General features: G+C 71.3%; 27 protein-coding genes and 2 pseudogenes. 12 read left to right on the forward strand and 17 right to left on the reverse strand.

Annotation, left to right across the window (positions count from 1 at the left end; translation table 11 throughout):
* Nucleotides 1-16: 16 nt before the first annotated feature.
* From ACZ7KF_RS34595 to ACZ7KF_RS34635, 9 genes are all read right to left on the reverse strand, one after another.
* Entirely contained in the window at nucleotides 17-307 is a 291-nt protein-coding gene (locus ACZ7KF_RS34595; RefSeq protein ID WP_471084172.1) for a WhiB family transcriptional regulator, read from the reverse strand.
* Between the two features lie 39 nt (nucleotides 308-346).
* Entirely contained in the window at nucleotides 347-1,072 is a 726-nt protein-coding gene (locus ACZ7KF_RS34600) for an alpha/beta fold hydrolase (RefSeq protein WP_471084175.1), read from the reverse strand.
* Nucleotides 1,073-1,207: 135 nt separating this feature from the next.
* Nucleotides 1,208-2,026, reverse strand: coding sequence for an AraC family transcriptional regulator (locus ACZ7KF_RS34605; RefSeq protein ID WP_471084178.1), 819 nt, complete (start codon nucleotides 2,024-2,026; stop codon nucleotides 1,208-1,210).
* Between the two features lie 139 nt (nucleotides 2,027-2,165).
* Nucleotides 2,166-3,008, reverse strand: coding sequence for an alpha/beta fold hydrolase (locus ACZ7KF_RS34610; RefSeq protein WP_471084181.1), 843 nt, complete (start codon nucleotides 3,006-3,008; stop codon nucleotides 2,166-2,168).
* 303 nt (nucleotides 3,009-3,311) lie between these two features.
* The gene (locus ACZ7KF_RS34615; protein ID WP_471084184.1) at nucleotides 3,312-4,562 is read right to left on the reverse strand and encodes a PucR family transcriptional regulator; all 1,251 of its coding nucleotides are present in this window, start codon (nucleotides 4,560-4,562) and stop codon (nucleotides 3,312-3,314) included.
* Between the two features lie 306 nt (nucleotides 4,563-4,868).
* Nucleotides 4,869-5,021, reverse strand: coding sequence for a hypothetical protein (locus ACZ7KF_RS34620; RefSeq protein ID WP_471084187.1), 153 nt, complete (start codon nucleotides 5,019-5,021; stop codon nucleotides 4,869-4,871).
* Between the two features lie 344 nt (nucleotides 5,022-5,365).
* Complete coding sequence (locus ACZ7KF_RS34625; RefSeq protein ID WP_471084190.1) at nucleotides 5,366-6,508, reverse strand: cytochrome P450 family protein; 1,143 nt, start codon at nucleotides 6,506-6,508, stop codon at nucleotides 5,366-5,368.
* Between the two features lie 329 nt (nucleotides 6,509-6,837).
* The gene (locus ACZ7KF_RS34630) at nucleotides 6,838-7,260 is read right to left on the reverse strand and encodes a winged helix-turn-helix domain-containing protein (protein ID WP_471084429.1); all 423 of its coding nucleotides are present in this window, start codon (nucleotides 7,258-7,260) and stop codon (nucleotides 6,838-6,840) included.
* 344 nt (nucleotides 7,261-7,604) lie between these two features.
* On the reverse strand, nucleotides 7,605-8,552 hold the full coding sequence (locus ACZ7KF_RS34635) for a DUF2218 domain-containing protein (protein ID WP_471084193.1): 948 nt from the start codon (nucleotides 8,550-8,552) through the stop codon (nucleotides 7,605-7,607).
* Between the two features lie 121 nt (nucleotides 8,553-8,673).
* On the opposite strand from ACZ7KF_RS34635, the gene ACZ7KF_RS34640 reads away from it, so the two are divergent.
* Nucleotides 8,674-9,261, forward strand: a complete 588-nt coding sequence (locus ACZ7KF_RS34640) for an ArsR/SmtB family transcription factor (RefSeq protein WP_471084196.1) — start codon at nucleotides 8,674-8,676, stop codon at nucleotides 9,259-9,261.
* Nucleotides 9,262-9,315: 54 nt separating this feature from the next.
* On the opposite strand, the gene ACZ7KF_RS34645 is transcribed toward ACZ7KF_RS34640, so the two are convergent.
* The 3 genes from ACZ7KF_RS34645 to ACZ7KF_RS34655 form a co-directional block, all read right to left on the reverse strand.
* Nucleotides 9,316-10,155 carry an alpha/beta fold hydrolase gene (locus ACZ7KF_RS34645; RefSeq protein WP_471084199.1) on the reverse strand — a complete coding sequence of 280 codons (840 nt, stop codon included), beginning with the start codon at nucleotides 10,153-10,155 and terminating at the stop codon, nucleotides 9,316-9,318.
* The gene (locus ACZ7KF_RS34650; protein WP_471084202.1) at nucleotides 10,152-10,289 is read right to left on the reverse strand and encodes a hypothetical protein; all 138 of its coding nucleotides are present in this window, start codon (nucleotides 10,287-10,289) and stop codon (nucleotides 10,152-10,154) included. The genes ACZ7KF_RS34645 and ACZ7KF_RS34650 overlap by 4 nt, the downstream gene beginning before the upstream one ends.
* A 385-nt stretch (nucleotides 10,290-10,674) precedes the next feature.
* A complete protein-coding gene (locus tag ACZ7KF_RS34655) occupies nucleotides 10,675-11,556 on the reverse strand; it encodes a LysR family transcriptional regulator (protein WP_471084205.1) in 882 nt (293 codons plus the stop codon).
* Between the two features lie 594 nt (nucleotides 11,557-12,150).
* On the opposite strand from ACZ7KF_RS34655, the gene ACZ7KF_RS34660 reads away from it, so the two are divergent.
* Complete coding sequence (locus ACZ7KF_RS34660) at nucleotides 12,151-13,257, forward strand: carboxylate-amine ligase (protein ID WP_471084208.1); 1,107 nt, start codon at nucleotides 12,151-12,153, stop codon at nucleotides 13,255-13,257.
* Between the two features lie 571 nt (nucleotides 13,258-13,828).
* Nucleotides 13,829-14,077, forward strand: coding sequence for a DUF5825 family protein (locus tag ACZ7KF_RS34665; protein WP_471084211.1), 249 nt, complete (start codon nucleotides 13,829-13,831; stop codon nucleotides 14,075-14,077).
* Between the two features lie 68 nt (nucleotides 14,078-14,145).
* Here ACZ7KF_RS34665 and ACZ7KF_RS34670 read toward each other — a convergent pair whose 3' ends face one another.
* Nucleotides 14,146-14,436: a DUF6355 family natural product biosynthesis protein gene (locus ACZ7KF_RS34670; protein ID WP_471084214.1), complete on the reverse strand. Its 291-nt coding sequence runs from the start codon at nucleotides 14,434-14,436 to the stop codon at nucleotides 14,146-14,148.
* 484 nt (nucleotides 14,437-14,920) lie between these two features.
* On the opposite strand from ACZ7KF_RS34670, the gene ACZ7KF_RS34675 reads away from it, so the two are divergent.
* The 5 genes from ACZ7KF_RS34675 (at nucleotide 14,921) to ACZ7KF_RS34695 (ending at nucleotide 19,094) form a co-directional block, all read left to right on the forward strand.
* Nucleotides 14,921-15,466 (forward strand): GNAT family N-acetyltransferase, encoded by a 546-nt coding sequence (locus ACZ7KF_RS34675; RefSeq protein WP_471084217.1) that lies wholly within the window; start codon nucleotides 14,921-14,923, stop codon nucleotides 15,464-15,466.
* Between the two features lie 122 nt (nucleotides 15,467-15,588).
* Nucleotides 15,589-16,491, forward strand: coding sequence for an EamA family transporter (locus ACZ7KF_RS34680; RefSeq protein WP_471084432.1), 903 nt, complete (start codon nucleotides 15,589-15,591; stop codon nucleotides 16,489-16,491).
* Nucleotides 16,492-16,726: 235 nt separating this feature from the next.
* Nucleotides 16,727-17,446, forward strand: a complete 720-nt coding sequence (locus tag ACZ7KF_RS34685) for an SDR family oxidoreductase (RefSeq protein ID WP_471084219.1) — start codon at nucleotides 16,727-16,729, stop codon at nucleotides 17,444-17,446.
* Between the two features lie 860 nt (nucleotides 17,447-18,306).
* Nucleotides 18,307-18,567 carry a hypothetical protein gene (locus ACZ7KF_RS34690; RefSeq protein ID WP_471084222.1) on the forward strand — a complete coding sequence of 87 codons (261 nt, stop codon included), beginning with the start codon at nucleotides 18,307-18,309 and terminating at the stop codon, nucleotides 18,565-18,567.
* A 260-nt stretch (nucleotides 18,568-18,827) separates the two neighbouring features.
* Nucleotides 18,828-19,094, forward strand: coding sequence for a hypothetical protein (locus tag ACZ7KF_RS34695; RefSeq protein ID WP_471084225.1), 267 nt, complete (start codon nucleotides 18,828-18,830; stop codon nucleotides 19,092-19,094).
* Between the two features lie 336 nt (nucleotides 19,095-19,430).
* Here ACZ7KF_RS34695 and ACZ7KF_RS34700 read toward each other — a convergent pair whose 3' ends face one another.
* Nucleotides 19,431-20,915 (reverse strand): alpha/beta hydrolase, encoded by a 1,485-nt coding sequence (locus ACZ7KF_RS34700; protein WP_471084228.1) that lies wholly within the window; start codon nucleotides 20,913-20,915, stop codon nucleotides 19,431-19,433.
* 403 nt (nucleotides 20,916-21,318) lie between these two features.
* On the opposite strand from ACZ7KF_RS34700, the gene ACZ7KF_RS34705 reads away from it, so the two are divergent.
* On the forward strand, nucleotides 21,319-21,456 hold the full coding sequence (locus tag ACZ7KF_RS34705; RefSeq protein WP_471084231.1) for a hypothetical protein: 138 nt from the start codon (nucleotides 21,319-21,321) through the stop codon (nucleotides 21,454-21,456).
* 188 nt (nucleotides 21,457-21,644) lie between these two features.
* On the opposite strand, the gene ACZ7KF_RS34710 is transcribed toward ACZ7KF_RS34705, so the two are convergent.
* The 3 genes from ACZ7KF_RS34710 to ACZ7KF_RS34720 all read right to left on the reverse strand — a co-directional run bounded on the left by ACZ7KF_RS34710 (nucleotide 21,645) and on the right by ACZ7KF_RS34720 (nucleotide 24,498).
* Nucleotides 21,645-22,085, reverse strand: coding sequence for a VOC family protein (locus tag ACZ7KF_RS34710; protein ID WP_471084234.1), 441 nt, complete (start codon nucleotides 22,083-22,085; stop codon nucleotides 21,645-21,647).
* Nucleotides 22,086-22,463: 378 nt separating this feature from the next.
* Nucleotides 22,464-23,645 carry an epoxide hydrolase family protein gene (locus ACZ7KF_RS34715; RefSeq protein WP_471084237.1) on the reverse strand — a complete coding sequence of 394 codons (1,182 nt, stop codon included), beginning with the start codon at nucleotides 23,643-23,645 and terminating at the stop codon, nucleotides 22,464-22,466.
* Nucleotides 23,646-23,670: 25 nt separating this feature from the next.
* A complete protein-coding gene (locus tag ACZ7KF_RS34720; protein WP_471084240.1) occupies nucleotides 23,671-24,498 on the reverse strand; it encodes an MFS transporter in 828 nt (275 codons plus the stop codon).
* Nucleotides 24,499-24,660: 162 nt separating this feature from the next.
* Between ACZ7KF_RS34720 and ACZ7KF_RS34725 the strand changes: the two are divergent.
* From ACZ7KF_RS34725 to ACZ7KF_RS34735, 3 genes and pseudogenes are all read left to right on the forward strand, one after another.
* A pseudogene (locus ACZ7KF_RS34725) lies at nucleotides 24,661-25,265 on the forward strand (MmyB family transcriptional regulator); the annotation flags it as partial.
* Nucleotides 25,266-25,621 (forward strand): annotated as a pseudogene (locus tag ACZ7KF_RS34730) (amidohydrolase family protein); the annotation flags it as partial.
* A 134-nt stretch (nucleotides 25,622-25,755) separates the two neighbouring features.
* Nucleotides 25,756-26,292, forward strand: coding sequence for a SixA phosphatase family protein (locus ACZ7KF_RS34735; protein WP_471084243.1), 537 nt, complete (start codon nucleotides 25,756-25,758; stop codon nucleotides 26,290-26,292).
* Nucleotides 26,293-26,418 lie beyond the last annotated feature (126 nt).

Below are 26,418 nucleotides of genomic sequence, written 5' to 3' on the forward strand. Positions count from 1 at the left end.
CCGGCGCACGGCTCGGTCACGTCCGGGTCCTGCCGTGCAGGCGCCGCAGGGCGGCGGCGGTACGGCGATCGGTCTCGGTGTCGCCGCCCCACACGCCGTAGCGCTGCTCGGACGCGGTGGCGAAGCCGGCGCACGGGACGCGGACCGGGCAGTGCCGGCAGATCTCCTGCGCTGCCTCCTCGCGCCGGCGGCGCGCATTGCCCCGCTCGCCGGTCGGTGAGAAGAACACCGAGCTGTCCATGCCGCGGCACGCCGCCTCGGCCTGCCATTCCCAAGTCCGCAGCAGCGGCTCGAGTCGAGTCGTCATCGGTCCTGCCTCCACGTTCCGGTGGGCGTGCGGTGGCGGTCAGCTCACCGCGTGGACGGCGTCGCGGATGACCAGTGCGACGGCCGTGGGCTGGGAGAGGGGCACGGCGTGCGAGGCGCCGTCGATCTCCACGACGGTGGCGCCGGCCCGGGTGGCGCCGAAGCGCACCGCGTCGGGGGCGATCACCCTGTCGGCGCCGGCGACCAGCGCCCAGGAGGGCCTGGTGCGCCAGGCGGCGGCGGTGGCCGCCTCGTGGAAAGCGGCAACCGCGAGGGGCCGTTGACAGGAGGCGAGCACCTCCACGACCGAGGCGGAGACGTCCGCGGCGAACACCGCGGGGAAGGCCTCGGCGGCGATGGTGACCTCGACGGCCCGGCCGCCGCCGGGGGCCGGGTAGGTCCACTCTCTGAGGTTGCCGGTCAGATCGGTGGCCGGGAAGCGGCCCTGCAGGTCGGCCAGGCTCTCGCCCTCGTCCGGGACGAAAGCGGCCACATAGACCAGGCCGACGACGTTCTCGGCCGTGCCGGCCACGGTGATCAGGGCTCCGCCGTAGGCGTGCCCGACCAGGACGACGGGGCCGTCGATCTGCGCGGCCACCGAGGCGATGTGCGCGGCGTCGTAGGCGAGTCCGCGCAGCGGGTTCGGTGGCGCGACGACGGGGATACCGTGTCTGTGCAGCTCGGCGACGACACCGAACCAGGCCGCGGTGTCACAGAACGCACCGTGGACCAGGACGACGGTGGGCAGGGGCATGGGCAGGGGCATGGCAGGGCTTCCTTGGGAATCGGACGGGGCCCGGCCGGCGGGCCCGGTGACGGCCCTGCGTGTCCGGAGGGGCGGTCGCGGGCCGGCGGCCCGCGGAACGAGACATGGCCGCACCCGGCGGCAGGAGGACGGCGCTCAGGACTCGGAGGACGCGGCGGCCTGCCACTGCGTGGGCGTGATCCCGTAGGTCTGCCGGAAGAGCCGGCTGAAATGGGAAGGGCTCGCGAAGCCCCAGTTCTGTGCCACGGCCGCCACGGTTCGGCGCCGTCGCCGCAGTTCGACCCGACAGGCATCGAGTCTGCACTGCCGTATCCATCCGCTCACGGTGACGTCACCGGACTGGAAGAGCTTGTGCAGGTAGCGCACCGAGATGTGGTGCGCCCGGGCGATCGACTCGGGCGACAGGTTCGGGTCCATGAGGTTCTGCTGGATGTGCCGTTGGATACGTGTCAGCATGTCGTGGCTCGCGCGGGCGCCGCTCTCCGGTTCGCGTCTCTGCAGCACCTCGCCGACCAGCAGCGCCACGAGGTCGGCCGTGTTCAGTGCCAGCCGCCGGCCGCCGGTGAGGTGCTGCCCGCGGGGCATTCTGGCGAGGGCGGTGAGGAACTGCGAGACCAGCGACGCCAGTCCGCTCCGGCCACTGAGGTGGGTGTGCGGAATCCCGCGCAGTTCGGCCGCGGACGCGTCGAGCAAGGAGAAGGGCACCCGGAAGAGGGCCAGTTGCCCGCCGCGGGGCAGAAGCCCGGGACGGCGGGCCGCTGCGATGACGAGATCACCGGGCTCCACGCACAGGACGGGATCGCGCTCCAGGAGCACGGTCTCGTCGGAGATGTTGACGGCCAGATAGAGGTGGTCGTCGTCCGCGCCGGCCGGCCAGGGAAGGAGGATGAAAGGGCCTGCGTCATTTCCCGCGTCAGGTGCCGCGTCGATTCCTGCGAAATGGTCCGGGGTCATGTCGGAGGGCCCCGTTTCCAAGGTTTCAGGCATGGGAGAAGTAGTCGACCGGGTCATATCGAGTTCCCGTCGTTTCCTAACGGTGTTCAGTTCTTGTGGGATGAGGAGTGGACAAGCGCGATGAGCCGCGGCAGCGGATTCAGTTCTCTTCCGCGGCGAGGAATGCGCCGACCACCGCGTTGAAGGCCGGCGGATTCTCCAGGAAGGGGAAGTGCGAGTTGGCCTCCGTGACCGGGAAGACGTGCAGCCGGGCGCCGGGGATCCGGTGGGCGACGTACTCCTGCGAACTGGGGTGCACATGGCTGCCGTCGCATCCGACGACGAGCGTCGGCACGTCGATGCGCGGGAGGACGTCCCGCCAGTCCTGAGCGCAGTGGTCGAAGAGCAGGGGCACCCCGGCGTGCGCCGGAGTCAGCCTGATCTGCTCGGCGACGAAGGTGAGCACCTCGGCGTCGGGGTCGCCGGAGAACATGCCGCGAACGAATTCCTCCCGCGCCTGTTCACCCCGCGGTCCGGCGAGTTCCGCACCGAGCGCGACCAGAGTGGCCACATCGAAGATCGCGCCCGACTGCTGCCGCTGCTCTGCGGACATCCACGGTACGGCGGCGACGGCCGCGGGCTGGTCGACGGAGACGAATCGCCGGATGCGCCCCGTGCCGTACTGATCGATGAAGCTCCACCACACCGAGGTTCCCATCGACCAGCCGAGCGCGTCGAAGCGGTCGTGTCCGAGGTGATCGACGAGATGGAGAACGTCGGCGGCGAGTCGGGCGATGCGGTAGCCGTGGTGCGGCTTGTCGGAGAGCCCGTGCCCCCGGAAGTCCAGGGTGATGACGCGACGATCGGGCGCGAGACCCGTCGCCTGATGACGGAACATCTCCTGTGTCTGTCCCCAGCCGTGCAGCATGACCAGAGGGAATCCCTCTCCCCCGCTGTCCCGGTACACCAGGCTGACGCCGTCACTGGTCGTGAACTGCCCCACGGCCCGCACTCTTTTTCCTCTCCATATTCTCCGCCCTGCCCCGAAGGCCCCGGCGGAGACTGATCCGTCCGTCGAGCCGACCTCGTGGCCGGCTTTCGCACCACCCGATTCTGTCCCGCCGGGTTTCTGTCGCACCACCGCGCTCCGTAGGGATTCATCAGGGAAAACTTCGTCACTCTGTAGGGGCCGGCGGCACACCACCGCGCTCCGTAGGACTCGGTCGGCACGCAATGCGTCACTCTGTAGGAGACCGGTGCCGGGCACACCCTTGTGCCCGTCGGCGCACCCGGCCGCCGGCCCCGCTCACATGACGGTCTGGGCCGCCTGCGCCTCCAGCAGTTCGCGTGTGCGCAGGCCCAGGTGCAGCACCAGGCGGTCGCCCCCGCTGTCCAGGTCGAGGCCGGTGATCTCCTGGATCTGGCGCAGCCGGTAGTAGAGCGAAGTGCGGTGGATCTGCAGGGCCTCCGCGGTCCGGGGTATCGACCCGGCGTGCTCCAGGAAGCACCGCAGTGTCTCCGCCAGGCGCTCCCCGCCGGCGCTCTCCAGCAGCAGGCACAGCGGCTTCGGCAGCAGCGAGGAGTTCAGGGCGTGCTCCGGCACCTGAAGCAGTAAGGCCAGCTCGCCCAGCGACTCCCAGGCCCCGGCGCTCTTCAGCTCGGGCAGGCGGCGCGCCGCACGGGCCGCGACGAGGGCCTGGGAGTGCGAGGTCCAGGCTTCGGCCAGACCGTTCTGGGCGCCGCCGGTGCCCACGACCGGAGCGGCCGAGGCGTCCAGGAAGGCACCGAGTGCCTCCAGTACGGCCGTGGCCTGGTCCCCGAGTTCCCGCGCCGGCATGGGCCGGGCGGAGACCTGGAGCAGCACCGCCGAGTCGGCCGTGACGGCCATGACGCCTTCCGCCGAGTGGGTACGGCGGAACCGCTCCAGGGCCGCGCGGAGCGCGATCTCCACCTGGCCGGGCGGCTCGGAGGAGCGGAGCACCTGAACGACGCTCACGACGGTGTGGGGAGCGTCCGGCAGCGCCCCGGCGTCGAGTATCCGCTGGCGGGCGGCAGCACGGGCCGCCTCACTGGTGCCGATCAGGGAGAGCAGGGCCTCCTGCGTGTCGAGTTCCCCGGCGTCGGCGGCCAGTTGGTCCGCGCGCAGCTGTGCGGTGATCGCCGGCACCGCCTCCGCGACGGCTTCGGTCTCCTCGGGGGTGAGCGCACCCTCCGGCGCGACGACCATCAGCAGGCCCAGCAGTTCGCCGCGTTCGCGCAGCGGGACGCAGTAGCGGGTGAGCAGTCCCAGGTCGTCGCGGCCCTGGATGAAGCCCGGTGCGGGCCATCGGGCCACGCCCTGGTCGAGGACGTACCGGATGATCTCGGCGTCGGCCCGGCCCTGCAGCAGGCTGCGGATCCGGACGGGGTCCTCGTCCCCGAAGTGCTGGCTGGAACAGATCAGCCGCACCAGCGGGTCGTCGATGACCACGGAGCGCTGGAGCCGCACGGCAAGCTTCTCCACCAGTTCCTGCAGGGCGTCGCTGCCCACGCGGACCCGTTGCCGTCGTTCACCCATGATGCCTCCCTCTCTCGAACTCGTTCTTTCTACAAGTCGAGAAAGGTGAAGCTCAAACCTTCAACAAACTGAGGACGGCGGGAGCGGCTCCGGTTTCCCCACCGGGCGAGGACGTCGAAGAGGCCGAACGGGCCGCGCGAGCGGTCATGACCGCACCGAACCCTCGGTAACTGTCCTGACAGCGCACCGACGCTTGCCTGAGAGCGCACAGAATGCCTCGCGCCTCTTGCATCGGCGCTTCCCGCCGTATCTCGCACAGCGGTGCGTTCTCGGCACCACATCGGTGCACTCTCAGAACATCGGGGTCTACGGCAGGGGCCTGTCGAGCGCCTTGGAGTACAGCTGTTCCCGTACGGAGAAGCCCAGCCTCCGCAGTCCGGCGTCGAGCTGCTCGTGGCCGGTCCAGGTCCACCCCGCCCCTTCCCAGAAGGCGCGTGCGGGCCGACTGTCGCTGCACACCCTCAGGATCGCCGTTTCGACACCCGTCGCGGTGAGCTACTGCTCCCCCTCGGCGAGCAGCAGCCGCCCGACGCCGGTACCGATGTGCCGTGGATCGACGAACAGGTACGCCCTCTCGCCGGCCGCCGGGCGGGTGCGTCGTCGCGGCGAAGTGTCCGCAGCGGGCCATGGCAGCGCGGCCCGGCCGGCACGTCGGCGACCGGCGGAAGGCGGAGGGTCGGCGGACCAGGATGCCGTCCTTGCGCGGCCGCGTCTGCGGGCGGCCCGTCACCGGTCGTCCGCTACGGCCGCGCCGCCGGGAGCGACCGGGTCGCTCGCCCGACGGCCGGAGACGCCTCCCGTGCTCAGCCCAGCAGGACCGGCAGGCTCTTGTGGCCGTTGCTGATGAACGACGGATACGGCTCGACCTGATCGGCCGGCACCGCCAGCGACATCGCCGGGAATCGTTCGAAGAGCATCGACAGGGCGACCGATGCCTCCATCCGGGCCAGAGTGGCTCCCAGACAGTGATGCACCCCGTGCCCGAAAGCGAAGTGATCGCCCCGCGTCGGCCGGGCCACATCGAACCGGTCCGCGTCCTCACCGTGCCGGACCGGGTCCCGCCCCGCGCCCGCGAACGCGATCACGATCGGATCGCCCTTGGGGATGGCGGCCCCGGCCACCTCGATGTCCTCCACCGCGTAGCGCAGGATCGAGTACGCTCCCGGCGCGTCCAGCCGAAGCGCCTCCTCGACCGCGTCCGCCCACGACGCCGCGCCCTCCCGGATCAGCCCCAACTGCCCCGGACTCTCCAGCAGCCGGAAGACGGCGTTGTCGATGAGATTCACCGTGGTCTCATATCCGGCCGTGTACAGCAGGATGAGGTTGTCGATCAGCTCCTTCTCGCTCAACGACTCGCCCGCGCCGTCCCGTTCGGCGATCAGCGCACAGGTGAGATCGTCGCCGGGCTCGGCCCGCTTGATCCGCACCAGCTCCGTCATCGTCACGTACAGATCCCGTGCGTTGGCCGCCGCGTCCTCGGCCGAGGCCGTCGTGGAGAAGAATCCCCGGATGATCCGTTGCAGGTCCTCCCGTAACCCGTCGGGAATCCCGAACAGCTCGCACATCACCTGATTCGGCAACGGATAGGCCAGCCGCTCCCGCAGATCCACCGCCCGTCCCGCCGGCTCGCCCGCCAGCGCGTCGAGCAGCTCGCCGGTCAGGCGCTCCACCTGTCCGCGCAGCCCGGCCACCCGCCGCTGGGTGAACGCCGACGCCACCGGCCTGCGCAACCTCGCGTGATCCGGACCGTACGCGGTCACCATGTTCTGTACCGACACCCAGATCGCCAGCGGCCATTCCGGGGACACTTCGCCGTTGATCCACGCCGGCCAGTGTTGGTACGCGTCCTTGGACACCCGTGGATCCCTCAGCAGCTGCCGCGCCTCGGCATAGCCCACCACGGCCCAGGCGCCCACACCCCCCGGCAGCACGATCCGGCTGACCACGCCCTCCTGCCGAATGCGCTCCAGCTCCCCGGGAATGTCCCCACCCGACGGATCAAGAACGACCGGACACACTCGTGTCATCGTCGCGTTCCCCCTCCACACCTGTCACGTCCGCCGGCCCGACAGCGACCTCCGCCGCCTCCCACCGGACCGCCGCCGCCGCGTCACCGGACCGCTGCGGGCCGAGGCACATTACCCACACACGCGTACCAGCAATCACACAACCGGTCACATGTCACAGCGCGGAAACACACAGCGACGAGCGTTCGCCGACAGGACCTGGCGCGGCCGAACGCCGGTGCCCTCCGGGCACCGACGGCCGAGCGGCATCACACCAGTGGGCCCGACGGCCCCGGTTCGAGCACGTATCCGCGGCCCCACACCGTCGTGACGGCCAGACCCAGCGACGCGATCCGCCGCCGCACGCGCATCATCTGAATGTGCATCGCATTGCGCGACGGATCCGACCTGCCGCGCACTCCGACCTGACGCTGCAGGTCCTCGTGCGCGACCAGCTCCCCGAAATGGTCCACCAGCACTTCCAGCACCACCGCCTGCAACGGGGACAGCTGGACCGAGCGTCCGCCGAAATGCAGCATCCCGCGGTCCCCCAGCAACGGGATCCGGCTCTCCCGATACCGCCTCAGCAGCGCGCCGACCCGCACTTCCAGATCCCCCCGCGAAACGGGGGCCCGCACCCAGTCCTCCCACACGTCCACGCACTCCGGCGCGTCCACCCCGGCCTCCACCACCAGCAATCGAGGCACCCCTTCACGCCGCAGACGCTCCCTCAACCCACACTGCACGGGCCATCGCACCAACCGCACCGCCCCCACCACCACACCCCCGCCGACCGCAATGGAATGAAAGGGACCTCGAAGCGCCGGAAGCCAGAGACACGAGCACGCACGCAGAACCAGCCCGCCGGATATCCGGGGAAGGGCGGACACCAAAGGGAACCGACAGGCCGGGAGGAGGTCCGCGGTCGAGTGAACCCCACCCGCCACCCACCCGTCCAATAACCCCCACCATGACCAAAGCGCATACCCCCGGACCAGCCGAGCCGGGCCCCTCGGCCGCGAGGCGCGTTCCGGGATCAGCGACGGCGGGCGATGGTCACCCCGTCACGCACCGGCAGCATCACCGCGTCCACCCGCTCGTCGGACACGATCAGGTCGTTCAGCCGCCGCATCGCCAGGTGGCGCTCCTCCTGGTACGCGGGGTCGAGGACGCGGCCGCCGAGGAAGACGTTGTCCAGCACCACCAGGCCGCCGGGACGCAGTCGGCGCACAATCTCCTCGTAGTAATCCGGGTAGTTGCCCTTGTCGGCGTCGATGAACGCGATGTCGACGACCGGTTCCGCGTCGAGTGCGCGCAGTGTCTCGAGGGCGGGGGCTATACGCAGGTCGATCCGGTCGGCGACGCCGGCACGTGCCCAGTACGGCCGGCCGATCGCGGTCCACTCCTCGCTGACGTCACAGGCCAGCAGCCGGCCGCCGTCGGCCAGGCCGCGGGCGATGCAGAGCGTCGAGTAGCCGGTGAACACGCCGACCTCGACGGCGAAACGGGCGCCGGTCAGCCGGGTCAACATGGTCAGCAACGCGCCCTCGTCGGCGGAGACCTGCATCTGCGCCGCTTCGGCGGTGGCCTCGCGGGTGGCCGCGGCCAGCTCCACGAGTACCTCGTCGGCCGGCGTGTGATGCGCGAGCAGGTACTCGCCGACGACCGGGGCGACGGGCTCCAGCGCGGCGCCGTCGGTCGGGGCGGACCACTCCACGGCGAGTTCCTCACCGGCGGCGAAGCGCACCAGGTGACGAGTGATCACGTCCTGGACCCGGGTCAGCGACTCGGCGTCGACCGCGGTGGCGGTCAGCTCCAGCCAGTCCGGTACGGGCGTGAGGGTGCACCTCCCGGCGGGGACCGTGACCGTGCCGCGGCCGTCCGGCGTCAGAGCGGTGGAGGCCGTGTGGCCCAGGTGCGAGACGAGTTGCCTGATGTGGCGAGCGGGGCGGGCGGTGGCGACGCGGGCTGTGGCGAGAGGCATGGGATTCCTTCGGTTCTACCGTCGTAAGCGGCGAGAAATCTCGTCACTTTCTGAGGAGAGGATTCTGGAGCCGACGCCCTCGAGTTGTCAAAAGCGTTTAGATTCCTGGACACTTCTCGTCATGGCAGAACGACAGCCGCCCCCACCCAGCAGCGACGACGGCCCGCTCCGGCGATCGGACGACGAGCCGGCCCCTCTCGTGCTGCGCTCGTCCGAGCAGTTCAAGGCCCTCGGGCATCCTCTGCGCCACCGCATGGTCAATGTGCTGCGCCAGCGCCCCGCGACACTGCGCCAGCTCTCCGACGTTCTGGGCATGAGCAAGGGGACCATCGGCTACCACGTGCGTGTACTGCGCGAGGCAGGTCTGGTCCGGCTCACCGAGACCCGCCAGGTCCGCGGCGGCACCGAGCAGTACTTCGCCCTCGTCAGCCGTGCCTTCACCCTCCACCCGGACGCGGCGGCCGGTCCGGAGTTCCTCATCAACGCCGCGCTCGGCGAGATGCTGCCCAGCGAGCCCGGCCAGGCCTCGCACACCGCGCTGCGCCACCTCTGGCTCACCGACGCCGAGGCGCAGGCGCTGGAGGACCGGTTGCGTACCCTGACCGCCGAGCCGCATCCCACGGACCGCGCACGGGGCGCCCCGTACGGACTGCTCGTCAGTCTCTTCCGCGCCGACGTGCCCAGCCTGCCGCCGGACGACGCACACTGAACGCCCGCCCCGCGCGCCGGTGCCGGCACCACGCCGGGAGGCCGTTCGCCTCCCTCAGCCCGCGAGGAAGGCGGCCAGCGCCCTCGCCGTCTCCTCCGGGGCCTCGACCTGCGGATAGTGGCCCACTCCGGGCAGCTCGACGAAGGCAGCGCGGGGGCATCGCGCGCGGAGGCGGTGGAGGACGTGTGCTCCGCTGACGGGGTCTTCGGGACCCCAGACGAACATCAGCGGGCCTTCGTAGTGTTCGAGGGAGCGGGTCCAGCGGTGGAAGTGGACGCGGCGATCGTCGATGTAGTGGAGCAGGCGCGGGGCCAGGCGATGGCCGTCCTCACGGGTCACGGACGTCCACATGTCGTGCAGGTCCGTGTCCGGGACGGGTCTGGCCAGCACGCCGCGCAGGTTCGCGGTGAACCTCTTCTCGTCGGTGAGCCGGGCCACCAGCGGGCCGACGCGGCTGTGCAGGAGGCGCTGCGCCAGGATGGGGCGGTGCAGGTCGGCGTAGAGACCGCCGTTGAGCAGAGCGGTGCGGGTGATACGGCCCGGGTCACGAGCCAGCAGCTCCTGGGCGACCGAGACGCCGTAGTCGTGGGCGACCAGCGCGGTCTCGCCGATGCCCAGGTGCCGCCAGACGGCTTCGATCAGATCGGCCTGCTCATGGATGGAGTAGCGGTGCGGGCGCGGCTTGTCGCTCTGGCCGAAGCCGAGCAGATCCACGGTGGTGGCCTGGCATCCCGCCTCGACCAGACGAGGCACGGTCCTCGCCCAGTCGTGGGAGGAGGTGGGGAAGCCGTGCACCAGCGTCACGGGGCTGCCCGTACCGTCCTGGCGGACGAACAGGCGATGCCCGTTCAGTTCCGCCCCGGTGCCGCCCGCGATCCAGTCGGCGAGGTTCATCGGGGGTCTCCCATTCCGTCGAGCAGGGCGGTCAGGCCGAAGGGGAACTCCTGGTCGCCGTCGGGAAGGTCGGTCGGTTCGGCGAGTTGCCGTACCAGCGGGCACTGCGGCAGCCCCGCGAACGGTTCCGTCATCTGCCGGTCTCCGGCGGATCCACCTCGCCCGGCACGTGGTCGACCAGTTCCACCAGCAACTCGTCCCGGCCGGCCACGTGCCGGTACAGCGAGGTGTGCCGCACCCCCGTCCCTCGGCCACCCTGGGCGTGGTGAGCGCGGCGAGTCCCTCGGCGTCCGCGCTCTCCGGGGCCGTCCGGGTGATCCGCCGCAGTGCGCGTCCGCCGGCCCGGGGCCGCTGTCGCTCCGGCGCCGCGTACCGCGCCCGCCACCATGCCGTCGATCCCGTCCGCACCCCGTCACCATGCGTCCCGTGGACGCATGGCGCAAGAGCCCCGGCGGGTCCGGTGGCGGCTGTCGCGGTCGCCGGGGGCGCGACGTCGTGGGCCGGCGGTCCCGCAGCGCGTCACCGCACGGTCAGGGCCTCGACGAAGTCGCGGATCTCCCGCCGGTCGTCGTCCGACCGCCAGGCCACCGCTAGCTCGCTCGGGGAGAGTCCGGACACCGGTACCGTCACGATTCCCGGCCTGCGGTACAGCGCGGCGTTGCCCTCCGACAGCAGCGCGATCCCCTCGCCCCGCCCCACCGCGTCCAGCGTCTCCCCCGCGTTCGACGCCGTGGCCCCGACGCGCGGCGCGCGACCGCCCCGTGCTTCCACCGCCAGCCAGTAGTCACGTAACGGTCCCGCGCTGGCCGGCAGCGCCACGAACGGCTCCTCCAGCAGTTCCTCGAACGCGACCTCGGAACAGTCCGCGAGCGGGTGTCCGGCGGGCAGCGCCACCCAACGCGGCTCCCTCGCCACCACCCGGAACGCGAACGCCTCCTCGTCGGGCAACGGCAGCCACACGAACGCCACGTCCACCGCACGGCTGCTCAGTCCCGCCGCCGCGTCCTCCCAGTCCACCTGCCTGAACTCCAGCCGCCATCGGGGCCTGCGCTCCTCGAACCGCTCCCGGACCTGCTGCAACAGCCCGCGCCCCACACTCGTGGACAGGCCGACCGTCAGCACCGCCTGCTCGGACGCGACGGCATCACCGAGCGACCGCTGCGCCCGGTCCCAGCGGGCGAGCACCTCCCGGGCGTGCGGGAGCAACGCGTGACCCGCGACCGTCAGCGACACACTGCGCCACTGCCGGTCGAACAGCTGCGCCCGTACCTCACTCTCCAGCTGCCGTATCTGCTTGCTCAACAACGACTGCGACACGAACAACGCATCCGCCGCACGCTGAAAACTCAGCTCCTCCGCGACCGCCACGAAATACCTCAGATCACGCAGGTGCACATCCATAACGCATCCCATCAGCAAGAGAACTCCGGCAACCGCCGTACGCCCGCCGCGGAACCACACCACCGTGTCCACGGACGGGAGTTGTCGCGATGGCCTCTTCCACGGCCACCGAACGCGAAGTATGCCGTCGGCTCGCCGCCTTCGGACACACCGTCCCGCCGGCCCCCGGCCCGCGTGTACACCCCCTCCGCGCCGCCGCGCATCCGGCTTTCGGCCATGCGAGGTGGCTCTGCCCTGGAGCACCACGGGTCCCGCGCGCCGCGCACCGTCCGCGGACGGCTGCCGGACCTGCGCCTGCCCCCACCCGGGCCGGCGCCGTCCGCGACCACCGAAGGGGGCACGAGCCCGGTCGGCGCACGGATGGTGACTGGGTAACCGCTTGCCGCGCCCCGGGCGCGGGACGAGCATTCTCCCACCCGCTGTTCGACAGGGAGTGGCCTATGCCCCCGAGAGCGACAGTCGTGATCACGCGCCGTGCGGCGTCCGCGATCCGTGGATGCCGGTGTCCCGTGTCTTCCGAAAGGGCTGGACGTGCCAGAGCCGCTTGATGCCATGACCCCTGCCGCTGTCGGTGCGCCCGCACACCCGGCTCGGGTGACCGCACCGCCGACCGTCGGCGTGGAGGAGGAGTTCGTCCTGGCCGGACGGCACAGCAGGGCGGCCGTGTACCGGGCCCCCGCCGTGGTGCGTGCCGCCCGTGACCGGCTCGGCGCGTCCCATGTCACACCGGAGGTCTCGCAGGCCCAGGTGGAGACCGTCAGCGCGGTGTGCCGGACGGCCGCCGAACTGGAGGCGGAAATCGTCCGATTACGTCGCGGCGTGGCCGCGGCGGCGGCCGGGCACGACTGCCTGCTGGTGCCCAGCGGCACCCCGATCCTCGGCAGACCCGGCCCACCGCCCGTCGTGGACAAGGCGCGGTACCGGGACTTCATGAGCCGCTTCGGGCCGCTGGTCCACGACCAGGGGGTGAACGCCTGCCACGTGCACGTCGGGGTGGCCGATCGGGAGGAGGCCGTACGGGCGGTCAACCACCTGCGGGGCTGGATGCCGTTGCTGCTGGCCATCACCGGCAACTCCCCGTTCAACGACGGGACGGACACCGGGTACGCGAGCTGGCGCTCCATGATGTGGGGCCGGTGGCCCGTGGCCGGCCCTCCGCCGTACCTGCGGGGCGCGGCCCACTACGACCAGGTCGTCGGCCAACTCGTGGCCACCGAGGCCGCGATGGATCCCGGCATGGTCTACTGGCACGTCCGGCCCTCACCGCATCTGCCCACCATCGAGGTGCGCATCGCCGATGTGCTGCCCGAGGCCGCGACCACCACTGCCTACGCGCTCCTCGTCCGCGCCCTGGTCGGCTGCGCCGTGGACGCGGTACGCGCCGGTGAACCCGCGCCCGAGACACCCGACCTGCTGCTGAGGGCGGCGTGCTGGCAGGCCTCCCGGCACGGGACGCACGGCACCCTGCCGGCCACCCACACCCGCGACTGCACCCCCACGGCCGTCACCCGGCTGGTCGAGGAGCTGTGGAAACGGGTCGAGTCGCATCTCAGCCGCTACGGCGACGATCGCCGGGTCGGCGACTGGCTCGGCGACGTGCAGCGCCACCAGACCGGCAGCGCGCGACAGCGACGCGCCGCGGAGCGCCACGGGGGTTCCCTCCAGGCCGTGGTCGACGAACTCGCGGTCGCCCCTGAGTGAGACGCCCCTCGGCGGCGGGCCGAGCACCGGCGGACCGCCGCGGTGAGGCCTCGCAGAGCGGGGGGCTCGGCGGGGTGTCGGGGCACCGAACGTTCTCGGTCGAAAGCGGGGACCGGACGGTGCCGCCGCGACACCGGCGGCCGACCCTCCGCCACCGCCCCGCACGTCCGTTCGCCCGGGGCGAGGAGCAAGGGCTGTCGGACATGTCCCATGGAGAGAAATGGTGGGCCAACGCCGCCGACGGGGTCGGCAGCCAGCTGACCACCGGGCGGCCGCCCCTGGGACTGGTGCTCGCCGCCGTACTGGTCGAGCGGCCGGCGACCGCCTGCTTCGAGGCAGCGGCACGCGGCACAGTCGCCTTGATCTGCCCGGGCCCCGAACAGCCCCGGGCGATCGCCCGGCTCGCCGCCGCCGACCAGGGCGCGCTGATCGCCGGCCCGGCGCTCGGCGGTCTCCTCTTCCGGGCCGCCCGCGCGCTGCCGTTCCTCGCCGACGCGTTCTCCTGTTCCCCGTCCCCTTCTCGTCCTCGTCGAACCACCACACGTGCGCGTCCCGGTCGATGGCGCCGTGCTTGTGGCGCAAGGGCCCCGGCTTCGTCCAGATCCGGGACCGCCGGGGGGTGCTGCGCCGGTTCACCGCCGACGAGCCGCACTACGAGCACACCATCGAGCGCCTGGCCTACGGAGCACCGGCGGACGCCGTGCCGGCCGATGTCCTCGACGACTTCCGGAGCGAGAAACTCGTCCTCGACTTCGGACCGCTCGCCTGGTGGCTGCCGTACCGGATCAGCCGCCGGCTCCAGGAGCCGATGACCATCTGACACCGCCGACCGGGACGACCCGACGAGACGGGCGGCCCCGGTCGGCCACCGGAGCGAGGCGGCGTGCGTCAGCAGGTGCGGCCCACGTAGTAGGCGCCCTGGATCCGGTCGGCGGAGCCCAGCCAGGACCGGCCCGGTGCCACGCAGCGCTCGTAGTCGGGTGCCAGCGCGACCTCGACCTTGATCACCACGTGGGAGCCGTCGGAGGTGCAGTGGTTGTAGTAGGCGTCGGAGCCGGTCTCGTAGAAACCGCACGGATCGGCGGCCGCCGGGGTCGCGGTGGCGGTGCCGGCGCCCAGGAAGGACAGCGCGAGGGCGACGGATGAGAGGGTGCTGGTCAGGAGGCGACGGACAGGCACAACGGACTCCTCGTGGAAGGCGGGAAAGAGACAGCGGTGGAGCGGTGCCGCGGCGATCGGCGGGGCCGCGCGGCCGGGCACGCGCCCATGGTCACGGACCGCGGCGGCCCGATCCGCCGGCCGGCTCGCCTTTTCACCCGCCGAATCATTTCCTCGGTACGCCAACCGGATCACCGGCCTGGACGCGCACCCGGAACTGCGGTATGGCATCGCCTTCCGCGGGCCGCCGCCGGCGTGAAGTGTTCGCCACCGGTGGCGCACCGGTGTGCCGCTGCCATGCCTCGGCGCAAGCGGTGGCGGTGTCGTGGTCTGCGGTGACGCCGGAGAGGAGTTGGCCGAGGCCGACCGGTGGGCGGTGCGTCGCTCGGCCTCCTCGAGGGAGAGCGTGGTGAGGGTCAGGCGCCGCGGCCTTGCCGGGCGGACGGCCCGCCGGTTCCCCCCATCCCCTTGCTGCGGCCCGTTCCGCGAACCAATCATGACTGTCATGGAGCGACCGAGTCGGATCATAGAGTGCGGAGACTTCGTCCTGCGGCGCTGGCGGGGGGAGAGCGATGTGGCTCCGGCGTTCGCGTTGATCGAGGAGTCCGCCGACCACCTGAGCCCGTGGATGCCGTGGGTCGCCCGTCACAGCGAGACCAACACCCGCGACTTCCTCGCGAAGTCCGAGTCGCAATGGGCAGCCGGCGACGCGTACAACTACGCCATCGCCCAGGACGGCACGCTCGTCGGCATGTGCCAGGCCTACCGCGCGGCCGAACCCCAGGGCTGGCGGATGGGGTACTGGCTGCACCCTGCCGCCACCGGCCGGGGCATCGCCACGAGGGCGACGGCAGCCATGGTGAGCGAGATGTTCGCCCTGCCGGACGTGGAGTACCTGGAAATAACGCACGACCTGCTCAACACCGCCAGTGCCGCCGTTCCGCGCCGGTTGGGGTTCACCGAAGTCCGGCGTGAGGAGGCGCCTCCCCCCACGGCTCCCTCGGGCAGCGGCATCGACGTGGTCTGGCGCCTGGACCGTCCCGCTCGTTGAGGGTACGGGCGGGCTCGGAGCACGGCTCGGCGGCGTGCGATAGGCGACGGTCCCGCACGCGGGTTCGGGGAAAAACGTGTGACGCGCGACGCCCGCTCGTCGACAATCCACGCGTGGCCACGATGAACATCGACAGGATCGACCGCGTCCCGTCCCGCCGCTCCCCTCTGACGGCACTGGCCGGACGGACCTTCGGCGCGATCCCGCCGACGGCACTGGTACTGCTCGGCATCGTCAGCGTCCAGGTGGGCTCGGCGTTGGCCAAGCACCTGTTCGACGCGGTGGGCGACTTCGGGACAGTGGCGTTGCGACTGTTCTTCGCGGCGGCGGTGCTGATGCTGCTGTGGCGGCCGTCCCCGCGCATGAACCGGCGCACGTGGGCAGTGGTGCTGGGCTACGGCGTGATCCTCGGCTCGATGAACCTGTGCTTCTACCTGGCGTTGTCCCGGATCCCGTTGGGGATCGCGGTGACCATCGAGTTCCTCGGGCCGCTGGCGGTGGCCCTGGCCGGGTCGAGACGGTGGCTGGACGCCGTCTGGGCCGTGCTCGCGGCGGGTGGTGTGGTCCTGCTGATGGAGGGCCGCGGCGACCTCGACCTCGCCGGCCTGCTGTTCGGCCTCGCCGCGGGAGCGTGCTGGGGCCTGTACATCCTGATCGGCGCGGCGCTGGGCCGCCACACCACGGAAGGCAACGGTCTGGCTCTGGGAATGGCCGTCGCGGCACTGGTGGCCGTGCCGTTCGGCGTGGTCGACAGCGGAACGGCGCTGATCCAGCCGTGGGTGCTGATCGCGGGGCTCGGCGTGGCACTGCTGTCGTCGGTGATCCCGTACTCGCTGGATCTGGAAGCACTGCGCAAGGTCCCGCCGCACGTGTTCGGCATCCTGATGAGCCTCGAACCGGCGATGGCGGCCCTCATCGGCCTCGTCGTGCTCCACGAGTCGCTGCGGTGGTCGCAGTGGATCGCGGTGCTGTGCGTGGTGGCCGCGTCGGCGGGCGCCACCCGTGGCTCCCGCCCGGACGTCTAGCCGCGGGCTTTCACCGGGGCGGGCTGTGTCCCCAGCGTCGGCGCCACGGCCCTGAGCAGCGTACCGGCGGCCTCCGTGGTGAGGGGACCGGACGGATCGTCGGCCTGCGCATGGTCGGGCGCAGGGGACATCGGCGTATCCATAACGCATCCTCATCACAGAAGAACTTCGACAACTCCCGTGCGGTCACCGCAGGATCGACTCGTCACCCCGTTCTCAGACAGGAGTCCCCACGATGACCGGTTCCACGGCGGAGCCCGCCCCCACGGTGTCGCTCGTCACCGGCGCCAACCGCGGAATCGGACGAGAGGTCTGCCGCCAGCTCGCCGCTCTCGGACACACCGTCGTCCTCACCGCACGCTCCCTGGAGCAAGCGGAGAAGACGGCAGAGCAGCTCGCCCGGAGCGGTACGCGGATCCACCCGCTGCGACTCGACGTCCGCGACCCCGACAGCATCGCGGCCGCCGCGCGGGACGTCACCGAGGACTTCGGCCGGCTCGACGTACTCGTCAACAACGCGGCCATCACGTACGACACATGGCAGCGAGCGGTCACCGCCGACCTCACCGTCGTCGCCGAAGCCGCCGAGACCAACCTCTACGGTCCCTGGCGCACCGTCCAGGCCTTCCTTCCGCTGCTGCGACGGAGCCGTCACGGCAGAATCGTCAACGTCAGCAGCGAAGCGGCCTCACTCGCGAGCATGGGAGGCGGCACCCCGGCCTACAGCGTCACGAAGGCGGGACTCAACGCCCTCACCCTCATGCTCGCCGCCGAACTCCGTGGCGACCGCGTCCTGGTCAACGCCGTCTGCCCCGGCTGGGTCGCCACCGACATGGGCGGTGCCGGAGGCCGCCCCGTCCGTGACGGCGCCGCCGGTGTGGTGTGGGCCGCCGCACTGCCCGACGACGGGCCCACCGGCGGCTTCTTCCGTGACGGCCGCCCGATCCCCTGGTAGGCGCGACGCCGCCTCAAGAACCTGATCTTCGCTGCCGACGGCGCCGAGTCACAGATCGTGCTGCGTGAGGCGGTGAACAACGACGTCGAGATCGTCCGCCACGCCCACACCTGTCTGGTGTTCACCGACCCCCCGCCGCCGCACGGGGTGACGTGGCGGCAGATGGTCGGCTCCGGTGGACGAAGAAGCACCAGCCGGACGCTGACGAGAAGGGTGCCGCCGGCCCCTTGCACCGGCGTCTGTACCGGTCGCTGGAGTCCCCGCCCCAGCCGTCCTGCGCAGGCTCACCTCCTGCGGCCCCCCACGCCGACGAAGGGGCCTTCGACCTCACCGCACTGATCCCTCAGGCGCACCTCCAGCCGCTGCGTGCCGACGGGCCGCCGGCGGCAGCTCGGACAGGGCCCCGAGACGCGGAGCGCGCATCCAGACCCGCTCCGAAGCGGCTTTTTTCAGCCAAGTAGTGGTCACATGCCCTCACCTGCGGATTTGTGTGATCACACGAGCGCTGCGGGACCTCATGTAGACCCTGTGACCTGCGGCTTCACCGCGCCGATCCCTGCGAATCGGCTAGCGGGCTCCAACACGGTGGCTGGGGGCAGCCGTCGCCCTTCCCCACGGCCGGAACTCATCGCTTACCTTTGGGGCGTCAGGAAGGCACAACAGTGCAAACCAGCGGAAAAGTGCTGGTGAGAGCAGCTACGGAGACACCTTCAGGGTGTCTCCGTAAGCCGCGCACAGCAACACGGGCTCGCGCCCTCCTGGCACCTTCAACGCGACGCGTGAGCGGGAGCCGCCCCGGCAGGCGGCTCCCGCGAGTGTCCCCACCCTCTCCCGATCACGAAGACGGAAGGACTCCGCCCATGGAATCACAGAGCTGGCGACGCATGGGAACCGTCGAGGCCCGCTGCCCCACCATCGCCAACATCGCGGTCTCCCTCTCCGTGTTCCTCGCCCTCCACCCGCGCCCGGACATCCCCGAGGGCGTTGCGGCCGGCCTCGCCTTCGCCGCCCTCGACTGCCTGCGCTACCGGCGCACCTGCGCGACCGGTACGGCCCTCGAACTGCCGGAGCACAGCACGATGCGGACGAGGGGTTCGCAACACCCGCGCCCCCGCCGTTGAACGGCCGGGCACGGCGCCGGCGAGCCCGCCTTCCAGGAGCAAGTCGGCCATGCCGGGGGACAGCCGCTGCTGCCCCCCCCGGCATGGAGTTGATCCACCGCCGCGCCCGCCCGTCCGCACGATGTAGGAGTCATTGAGTGGAAGAGGCGCGCTTTCCGGCCAGTACTCGCAGGTAGCGGTTCGTGAGGCTGACCTATGGGGGCATGATCGCGGTCGTGTACCGCGAAAACATGCCCTGCTGCGTACGGTGGGAAGTCCTGATGCACGAACAGTTCAGCGGCGTGTGGATCTGCAAAGACTTCGGCCGCACGACCACCGGTGCGAACCCCACGGAGCTCGGGCGGGCCGTCCTCGCCGCATACCTCGCCGGCCGGTCCACCCGGGGTGAAACGTTCCGCGTCCTCGTCCGCACCGACGACGGCAGCCAGTCCGTCATCACTCCCGACCACCTCGCCACCCCCGGATGGAAGGCGGATCCCGCCATCTGCCAGGCGCTGCCCGCCTACCTCCGCAGCGCCCTCGCCTGACGACAGCTGCCCCACCGCGAGGGCGCGCAGGAGGGGGCCAGCCCCGGCGCCGGTCAGCGGGCAGCGGGCAGCCGCGTAGTGGCGGCGCTCGCGGTCGGCCTGGACCACACGACCACCGCCGCGTGGTACGACCCGAAGGATCCGTTCAACGAGGCGGTGACCGCGTTCTACGTCCAGCCCTCGAACTGATCCCGCAGCCGCTCGGGATGCGAGCCGTACTTGCCCGTCGGCAGGAACGGCTCGATCAACTCCCTCTGCGGATCTCTGAGTTGTCCGCGCTTCGCGAGCGGCTGGCTACCGGATCCGCTGTCCAGGCGCATCCGGATCGGCAAGCTCTCAGGACGGCACCGCGGGGCAGCTGGTGCCCCGTGGGGGGACTGCCAGGTCGGTGAGGTAACTGTCCACGGCGTCCTCCATGCACGGGCCGCTGGTGACGCTGCCGTGGCCATGGCCCTCGTAGGTGAGGAGCACGCCGCTGCGACCGAGCTGCCGGGCCACCGAGACCGCCCACGGGTAGCCGGTGGCGGGGTCGTGCAGCGCGTTGGACACCAGGATCGGCGGGGCCCCGTGTGCGACCAGCCGGTGCTGCGGGTTGGCGGTCGGCGCGCCCAGGCACGCCGCTGCCACATGGATGGGCAGCAGGTAAGGCAGGTCAGGCGCGGTCGTGTTCATCATGGCGACGAGCGAGGAGTACTCCCGGTAGTCGCGCACCGGCAGGCGCCAGTCCGAGCAGAAGACCGGCGTGGCCGGATGCAGCGGCGCTGTCGAAGTGGGCGACGCGGGCAGCGGTTTGCTCGCCTCCATCCTCGCGACCTCCGTGGCCAGGCCCGCGTAGTCGGCATCGTAGAACCTCCGGAACGCGATCTTGTTGACCAGATCCGAAGACGAGAGCGAGGCGCCCGGCTTCGCCGGGTCCTCCAGCTCGCCGCGCCCGGCCCGGGCCGACAAGCCGTGCCAGACGGCACGGACGTCACGGCCGTGCAGTGCGCATGCCGAGGCCCCGTCGCACCATTTCACGAACTCCTGGAAGGAATCCTCTGCCGTGGCCGCCTCGGACCGCAGGAAATCACGGGTGGTCGGGACACTGTGGTCCATGACGCTCTCCAGCACCATCGCACGCACGCGGCGCGGGAAAGTCTCGGCGTACTGCGCGCCGAGCAGAGTGCCGTACGAGCTGCCGTGGAGGGTCAGTTTCCGCTCGCCGAGGGCGGCCCGGAGGGCGTCCACGTCCCGGACCGTCTGGGCGGTGTCAAGGTGGTCGAACACCGGACCGGTACGGGCCCGGCAGTCGGCACGGAGCCGCCTGTTGTAGGCCAGGGTGGCGTCGAAGTCCGCCTGGCTCTTCAGCTCCGGTGACGGCCGCTCGGCAAGGAGGTCGCCGGAGCAGGTCACCGGGTTGCTGCCGCCCACGCCGCGCGGGTCGAAGCTGACGATGTCGAATCTGCGGCGGACCTCGGGGCTGAACCGGCTGATACGGCGCACCACCATCTCCACGCCCGAGTCGCCGGGCCCGCCGGGCCCGAACACCATCGAGCCGACGCGTGCGTCGGGGGCGGTGGCCTTGCGGCGGGCCACGGCGAGATCGAGGCTCGGCCCGTCCGGATGGGCCCAGTCGACCGGCACGGAAAGAGTGGCGCATTCGGCTCCCGGCTTTGCCTGGTCGTCACACGGTGCCCACCGAAGGGTCCCGGTGGCAGACGGCGACGCGTGGACCGCAGGAGCGGCGGCAAGGCCGGTGACGACGGCCATGGCGGCTCCCACGGCCATGACGGTGCCCCGCGCGGCGAAGCGCCGCAGTGCGGTTCTACCCCTGAAGGGCATGGATCCCCCTGGTGAAGAGAGCGGTGGTGTCAGACGTGGCCCGGCCGGGGTACCGTCGTCACGTTAGGGGCACTGCCGCCCACAGCGGTGTCCCCGTCAGGGGCTTTTCAGGGTCGGATCGGGGACCGCTCAGGGGCGATCGGGGTCCAGGGCGAAGACCGGTCAGGGCCGGGTCACGGGAGGGGCTCCGTCGCGGTTTCGGTCGGCCTGTCCGCCACGACGCCGACCGAAGCTCCAGTGACGCATCCGGCTCCGTACACGATGATCGGCGTACGACCGCCACGGCACAGCCCGGAGTCCGGCAGCCCGGCTTCGTATGCCCGGCAGCCCCGTGCGGGGCCTTTTCGGGGGTAGCCGGTTCACACGGCACAGCAGTGCTTGTACTGACGGGGAGGGATTTCGTATGGCCGACAGCGACTGGCTTGTGACGGCGGCCGGGGGACGAGCACCGGATTTCGTGCCCACGTGGGTGCAGGTACTGATCTTCGTGCTCGCGTTCGGGCTGGTTGCGGTGGCGATGCGCCGCCGGAACAAGCGCTGACCTTCGCACGCGGCCCGGGGCGGATGACCACCCACTCCGGCGGCTGCTCCCCCGACGAGGCAGTGCCGCCATCGGTGGCGCGCGCGTCGCCCGGGTCAGCCGGCACTCCGGCCGCCGCGCGCAGCGGGATCACGCGGGCAGACGACGCCCGCTGATCTCGTGCGGCTGGATGGTTCGGTCCCTCCTTCTCAGCGCAGTTGCTCGGCCAGTCCGACGATGATGCCCTCCGGGCCGCGGACGTAGCAGAGCAGGTAGCTGTCCTCGAACCGGGCGATCTCACCGACGAGTTCGGCGCCGTGAGGGCGCAGGCGGGCGACGGTGTCCTCGATGTCGTCGACGGCGAACATGACGCGGTGCGTGCCCAGAATGTTGTGCGGCCGGTTGCGCGGCCCGGCGCTGATCACCGCCGGGTTGCGGTACTTCGCCAGCTCGAGCCGGCTGTGACCGTCCGGGGTCCGGACCATCGCGATGTCACAGCGGACGCCGTCGAGTCCGGTGCACTGGTCGGCGAAGAGGCCCTCGATCTCCCCCCTGCCCTCCAGTTCCATACCGAGTTCCACGAAGAACGCGATGGCGGCCTCCATGTCCTCGACGACGATGCCGACGTTGTCCATCCGCTGGATCGCCATACTGGTTTCTCCATTCTTCCGCGTGCGGCCGGTGGTGGCCGCTGATGTCCCTGGGACGGAGCCGGTGGCACGTTCTCGACATCCTCGGACCGCCGGACTCCGAAAAATCTGGATCGCGCCTCAGCACGCCACAGCAGATCCGCGAGCCGGGCACCACCACCGCGGGTGAGCGCGGCGCAGGTGGCCCCTCCCCTGAAGACGGTCAGCCGAAGCGTGCCGTCCCGGCTCTTCCATGCTTCCCGACGATTCGCAGCGTGCACGCTTGAGCATCACGCCTCCCCCATCGATTCACCGTCCCGGGTCACCCTTGGCGGGTGGAGTTCCCCGTGCCGCTCGCCGCGCGCGGCTCAACGCCTGTACGTCACGCAGCAGGCACCGCTACCGCGGGCCATGCGGGTGCGTGTCCCCGCAGCTCGACGGGCGGGCTGACCGCAGGTCGCGGAAGAACGCGGTGATGTCGTCGGCGAGCAGGCCGGGTTCCTCGTGGGCGGCGAAGTGGCCGCCGCGGGGCATGCGGGTGTAGCGCGTGAGGTGGTAGGTGCGCTCGGCCCAGCTTCGTGGTGGTTGCGAGAGGTCCGCGGGGAACAGGGCGAGGGCGGTGGGGACCTCGACCCGCCGCACGCGCCGGGTGAGCTGGTGCGCGTACTCGTAGTAGGGCCGGAACGAGGTGGAGATCGTGCCGGTGAACCAGTAGACGGACGCCTGGGTGAGGAGGAAGTCGTCGCTGAAGCGCGTGGACAGGTCGCCTCCGCAGTCGCTCCACGCGCGGTACTTCTCCATGATCCAGGAGAGCAGGCCGGCGGGTGAGTCGGTGAGAGCGGGGGCGAGGGTGAGGGGGCGGGTGTTCTGCTGGTGCAGGTAGCCACCCTCCTCCGTCTGCCAGGCCGCGGCGGAGGCGAGGTAGGCCTCCTCTTCGGGGGTGAGAGAGGCCGGGTCGTGGTCGGTCGGGGCCGCGGCGGCGAGCAGGTGGATGCCTACGACGGCCTCGGGGTGTGCCTCGGCGAGCCGTGAGGTGATGCCGGCGCCGAGGTCTCCGCCATGGGCCGCGTAGTGCCGGAAGCCGAGGTGGTCGTGCATCAGCCGGTGCCAGAGGTCGTGGGTCTGCTCGGTGCCGGTGAGGGTGGGCCGCTGGGGGGAGAAGGCGAAGCCGGGCAGGGAGGGGATGATGACGGTGAAGGCGTCCTGAGCGTCTTTGCCGTGGCGTGACGGGGTGGCCAACCGTTCGGCGAGGGCCGTGAGTTCCAGGACGGTGCTCGGCCAGCCGTGGGTGAGCACGATCGGCAGGGCGTCCGGATGTTCGGCGTCGTAGCGAAGGTAGTGCACCGGTGTGCCGTCGATGTCGGCGAAGTGGGAGGGCAGGGCGTTGACGGCGGCTTCGTGGGTGCGCCACGTGTAGTCGGTGGCCCAGTACGTGACGAGGCGGCGGAGTTCGGCGGCGTCGGTGCCCGCCTCCCAGGGGCCGAGCGGCCAAGGCTCGGGCCACCGGGTGGCGCGGAGCCGGGCGCGGAGGTCGGCCAGGTCGGCGTCACTGACCTCGATGAGGGGTGCGGTGCTCGGCACGGTGTGCTCCTTGGCAGGTCGGTACTCAGGGGGTGGCTGTGACGGGGGCGGCGTCGGCCGCTTCCTCGCGCGAGGCCCGTGGGGCGGTGCGTACGGCCGTGGCGTGGTGGCGGTCGATGACGGTGAGGCTGATCCAGTTGCTCCCCGCTCCTTCCGCCAGGGCGAAGGCCAGGGCGACAAGACCGAGGGCCACGGTGCGCGGGTCTCCCCAGGCGTGTGTCCCGGACCCTGGCGCCTTCCTCCGCGACGGGGGCGCCGTGGGAGCGGGACAGGGGAGGAAGTGGCGGACGGCCGCGGGTGTCGGCAGGGCGACAAGCAGGGCCACCGCGCCGATGTGCAGGCTCACCGGAACGCGCAGGACCGTCATCAGCGCGCCGAGGCAGGCGCCCACGACGGTGCCGAGGCTGAATCCGGCGAAGAAGCGGGGCATCAGGGCCCGGCCGAGCCGTCGTTCGAGGGCCGCCGCGTGCACGGTCACCGCGACGTCCCAGAAGCCCGTGGCGGTGCCCAGCACGAAGAGGCCGACGAGGAGCAGCGGTGGCCAGAGAGCGAAACCGGAGGCCACCGCCCCGAGACCGGCACCGACGAGGACGGCCACCGCGGTGACGGCCCGGCGCGGCCCGGTACGCGCGACGAAGGGGCCGGCCAGAGGCAGCGCGACCAGACCGCCGATCGCGAGGAGCAGGAGCAGGAAGCCCACCGACGCGGCGTCCAGGTCCAGGCGCTCCCGGATCTGCGGCAGCCGGGACGCCCACGTCGCCCCGGCCAGGCCCAGGAGGGCGAAGACCAGGTAGGTCGACCGTACGGCGCGCGTGGTCTCGCGTGCACACGGGCTTTCGGCGCGGGTGTTCACGTGACCGCTCCGACCGCCGGACCGAGCGCCTGCACGACAGCCACCCGGATCTCCTCACGCGGTTCCCGCTCCGTGGACGGCAGGGCGAGCATGCTCATCCCTTCCCGAAGGGCGTCGAGACGGGCGGCTGTCTCCGGCCTGCGCAGCGGGTCGTGCCGGCGGATGCGTCGCCCCTCGCCAACCGCCGCCTCTGCTCTTCCGGTACTTCCTTCCCGCCGCGCCCGCCTGCGGCCACAGGACGTCAACGTGGCGAGTCACGGCGTGCGCAGAGTCGCCGGATTGCGCCGTGAGGAGGTCGCCGTCCTGGCCGGCGTCAACGCCGACTACTACCCCCGGCTGGAGCAGGGGCGCGAGCGCCCCCCCTCGCCACACGTGCTGGACGCCCTCGGCCGTGCGCTCCTGCTCGACACGGACGCCCGCGCCCACCTGCACCGCCTGGCCGGGGTGTCACCGGACGACCATGATTCCCTCCACGCCACCGAGCGGGTCGGTCCCGCGCTGCGTCAGCTGACGGACGGCTACGCGCACACCCGGCGTTCGTCATGAGCCGCACCCTCGACCTCCTGGCCGCGAACGCCCTGGCCGACGCGCTCTACGCCCCCTTCACCCCCGCGGACAACCTGGCCCGCATGACCTTCATCGACCCCGCCGGACGGCAGTTCTACCGAGACTGGGACCGAGCCGCCCAGGCCACCGTCGCCAACCTGCGCCAGGCGAGCGGCTTCGACCCCGAGCACCCGCGCCTGCGGCACCTGGAGGACACGCTGAAGGCCCAACCGCGGCGGATCATGCCGGACGTCGACGACCTCGGCGGCTACGTCATGGCCACCCCGGCCGACTACGCCCAGGTCTACCGCCCGAGGACATGTACATCTGCACCAGACCGGCCGCCTTGGCCGCGATCGACAGCGGCATCACCACCATGCTCGACTTCTCCCACAACTCCCGCACCCGCGAGCACTCCGACGCCGCGATCGAGGCCCTCCGCGACACCCGCATCCGCGGCGTGCACGCCTCCATGGGCCCGCACTTCGGCGAGTGGGACCGGCAGTGGCCAGGCGACCTGACCCGCATCAAAAACCGGTACTTCCGCAGCGACGACCAACTACTCACCCTGCGTCTGGGGCACCCGTGCAAACAAGGGAAACGCCCTGACCAAGACCTTCCGCCACGCCCTGGAGGTCGAGCCACGAGAGCCTCACACTCGCTCGATGTCGCTGCGTCATCAACCGACTTCGGAGCGTATAGGCTGGCCGCATGACCGCTGAGATCACCCGTCGATTGGTCCTGCTGCGACACGGCAAGTCTGAATGGTCGGATGTGGACGACCATGAGCGGCCGCTCGCGGAGCGGGGCCGCAAGGACGCACCGGCCGCGGGCAAGTGGCTGGTGGGCACCGGCATCGCTCTGGACCGTGCTCTCTGTTCGACGGCCGCGCGGTGCCGGGAGACCTGGAAGCTCGTGGTTCCCGAGCTGTCGCAGCGCCCCCACACGGTTTATGAGGATCGCCTCTATGAGGCTTCGCTGGGCGAGCTGGTCGCGGTGCTCAACGAGACCTCCGACGACGTCACGAACCTGCTGCTCGTCGGCCACAATCCCGCTATTCATGCGCTCGCCGATGCCCTCGCGGGCGAGTCCGAGGGCGACCTGCTGGCGCTGATGAACCGCAGCGGATTCCCGACCGCCTCGATCGCGGTCCTGACTTTCGAAGGGTCCTGGAAGGCCGTTGAGCACGGCGTTGCCCGCCTGGTCAGCTTCCGGTCCCCTGGGCGCGTGAGCGATGGGCCGAATTGATACCTCGCCGCTCGCAGCCGAGTGCCCGTGACGGAGTCGTTCTCCCGCACCGGCCCGTTACGAGGCTCAGAAGAGCTCCGGGTCACCAATCCGCATGTGGCGCGGTGCCGTCCCGGTCTTCGTCGC

The organism is Streptomyces sp. NPDC038200 (assembly GCF_055600785.1).

Excerpts from the sequence above, each read along its gene's own strand:
- ACZ7KF_RS34700 (WP_471084228.1), bottom strand. The coding sequence starts at position 20,915 with ATGCCCTTCAGGGGTAGAACCGCACTGCGGCGCTTCGCCGCGCGGGGC.
- ACZ7KF_RS34650 (WP_471084202.1), bottom strand. The coding sequence starts at position 10,289 with ATGACGGAACCGTTCGCGGGGCTGCCGCAGTGCCCGCTGGTACGGCAA.
- ACZ7KF_RS34675 (WP_471084217.1), top strand. The coding sequence starts at position 14,921 with ATGGAGCGACCGAGTCGGATCATAGAGTGCGGAGACTTCGTCCTGCGG.
- ACZ7KF_RS34710 (WP_471084234.1), bottom strand. The coding sequence starts at position 22,085 with ATGGCGATCCAGCGGATGGACAACGTCGGCATCGTCGTCGAGGACATG.
- ACZ7KF_RS34735 (WP_471084243.1), top strand. The coding sequence starts at position 25,756 with ATGACCGCTGAGATCACCCGTCGATTGGTCCTGCTGCGACACGGCAAG.
- ACZ7KF_RS34640 (WP_471084196.1), top strand. The coding sequence starts at position 8,674 with ATGGCAGAACGACAGCCGCCCCCACCCAGCAGCGACGACGGCCCGCTC.
- ACZ7KF_RS34655 (WP_471084205.1), bottom strand. The coding sequence starts at position 11,556 with ATGGATGTGCACCTGCGTGATCTGAGGTATTTCGTGGCGGTCGCGGAG.
- ACZ7KF_RS34635 (WP_471084193.1), bottom strand. The coding sequence starts at position 8,552 with ATGCCTCTCGCCACAGCCCGCGTCGCCACCGCCCGCCCCGCTCGCCAC.
- ACZ7KF_RS34645 (WP_471084199.1), bottom strand. The coding sequence starts at position 10,155 with ATGAACCTCGCCGACTGGATCGCGGGCGGCACCGGGGCGGAACTGAAC.
- ACZ7KF_RS34595 (WP_471084172.1), bottom strand. The coding sequence starts at position 307 with ATGACGACTCGACTCGAGCCGCTGCTGCGGACTTGGGAATGGCAGGCC.
- ACZ7KF_RS34685 (WP_471084219.1), top strand. The coding sequence starts at position 16,727 with ATGACCGGTTCCACGGCGGAGCCCGCCCCCACGGTGTCGCTCGTCACC.
- ACZ7KF_RS34690 (WP_471084222.1), top strand. The coding sequence starts at position 18,307 with ATGGAATCACAGAGCTGGCGACGCATGGGAACCGTCGAGGCCCGCTGC.
- ACZ7KF_RS34705 (WP_471084231.1), top strand. The coding sequence starts at position 21,319 with ATGGCCGACAGCGACTGGCTTGTGACGGCGGCCGGGGGACGAGCACCG.
- ACZ7KF_RS34680 (WP_471084432.1), top strand. The coding sequence starts at position 15,589 with ATGAACATCGACAGGATCGACCGCGTCCCGTCCCGCCGCTCCCCTCTG.
- ACZ7KF_RS34600 (WP_471084175.1), bottom strand. The coding sequence starts at position 1,072 with ATGCCCCTGCCCATGCCCCTGCCCACCGTCGTCCTGGTCCACGGTGCG.
- ACZ7KF_RS34615 (WP_471084184.1), bottom strand. The coding sequence starts at position 4,562 with ATGGGTGAACGACGGCAACGGGTCCGCGTGGGCAGCGACGCCCTGCAG.
- ACZ7KF_RS34695 (WP_471084225.1), top strand. The coding sequence starts at position 18,828 with ATGCACGAACAGTTCAGCGGCGTGTGGATCTGCAAAGACTTCGGCCGC.
- ACZ7KF_RS34605 (WP_471084178.1), bottom strand. The coding sequence starts at position 2,026 with ATGACCCCGGACCATTTCGCAGGAATCGACGCGGCACCTGACGCGGGA.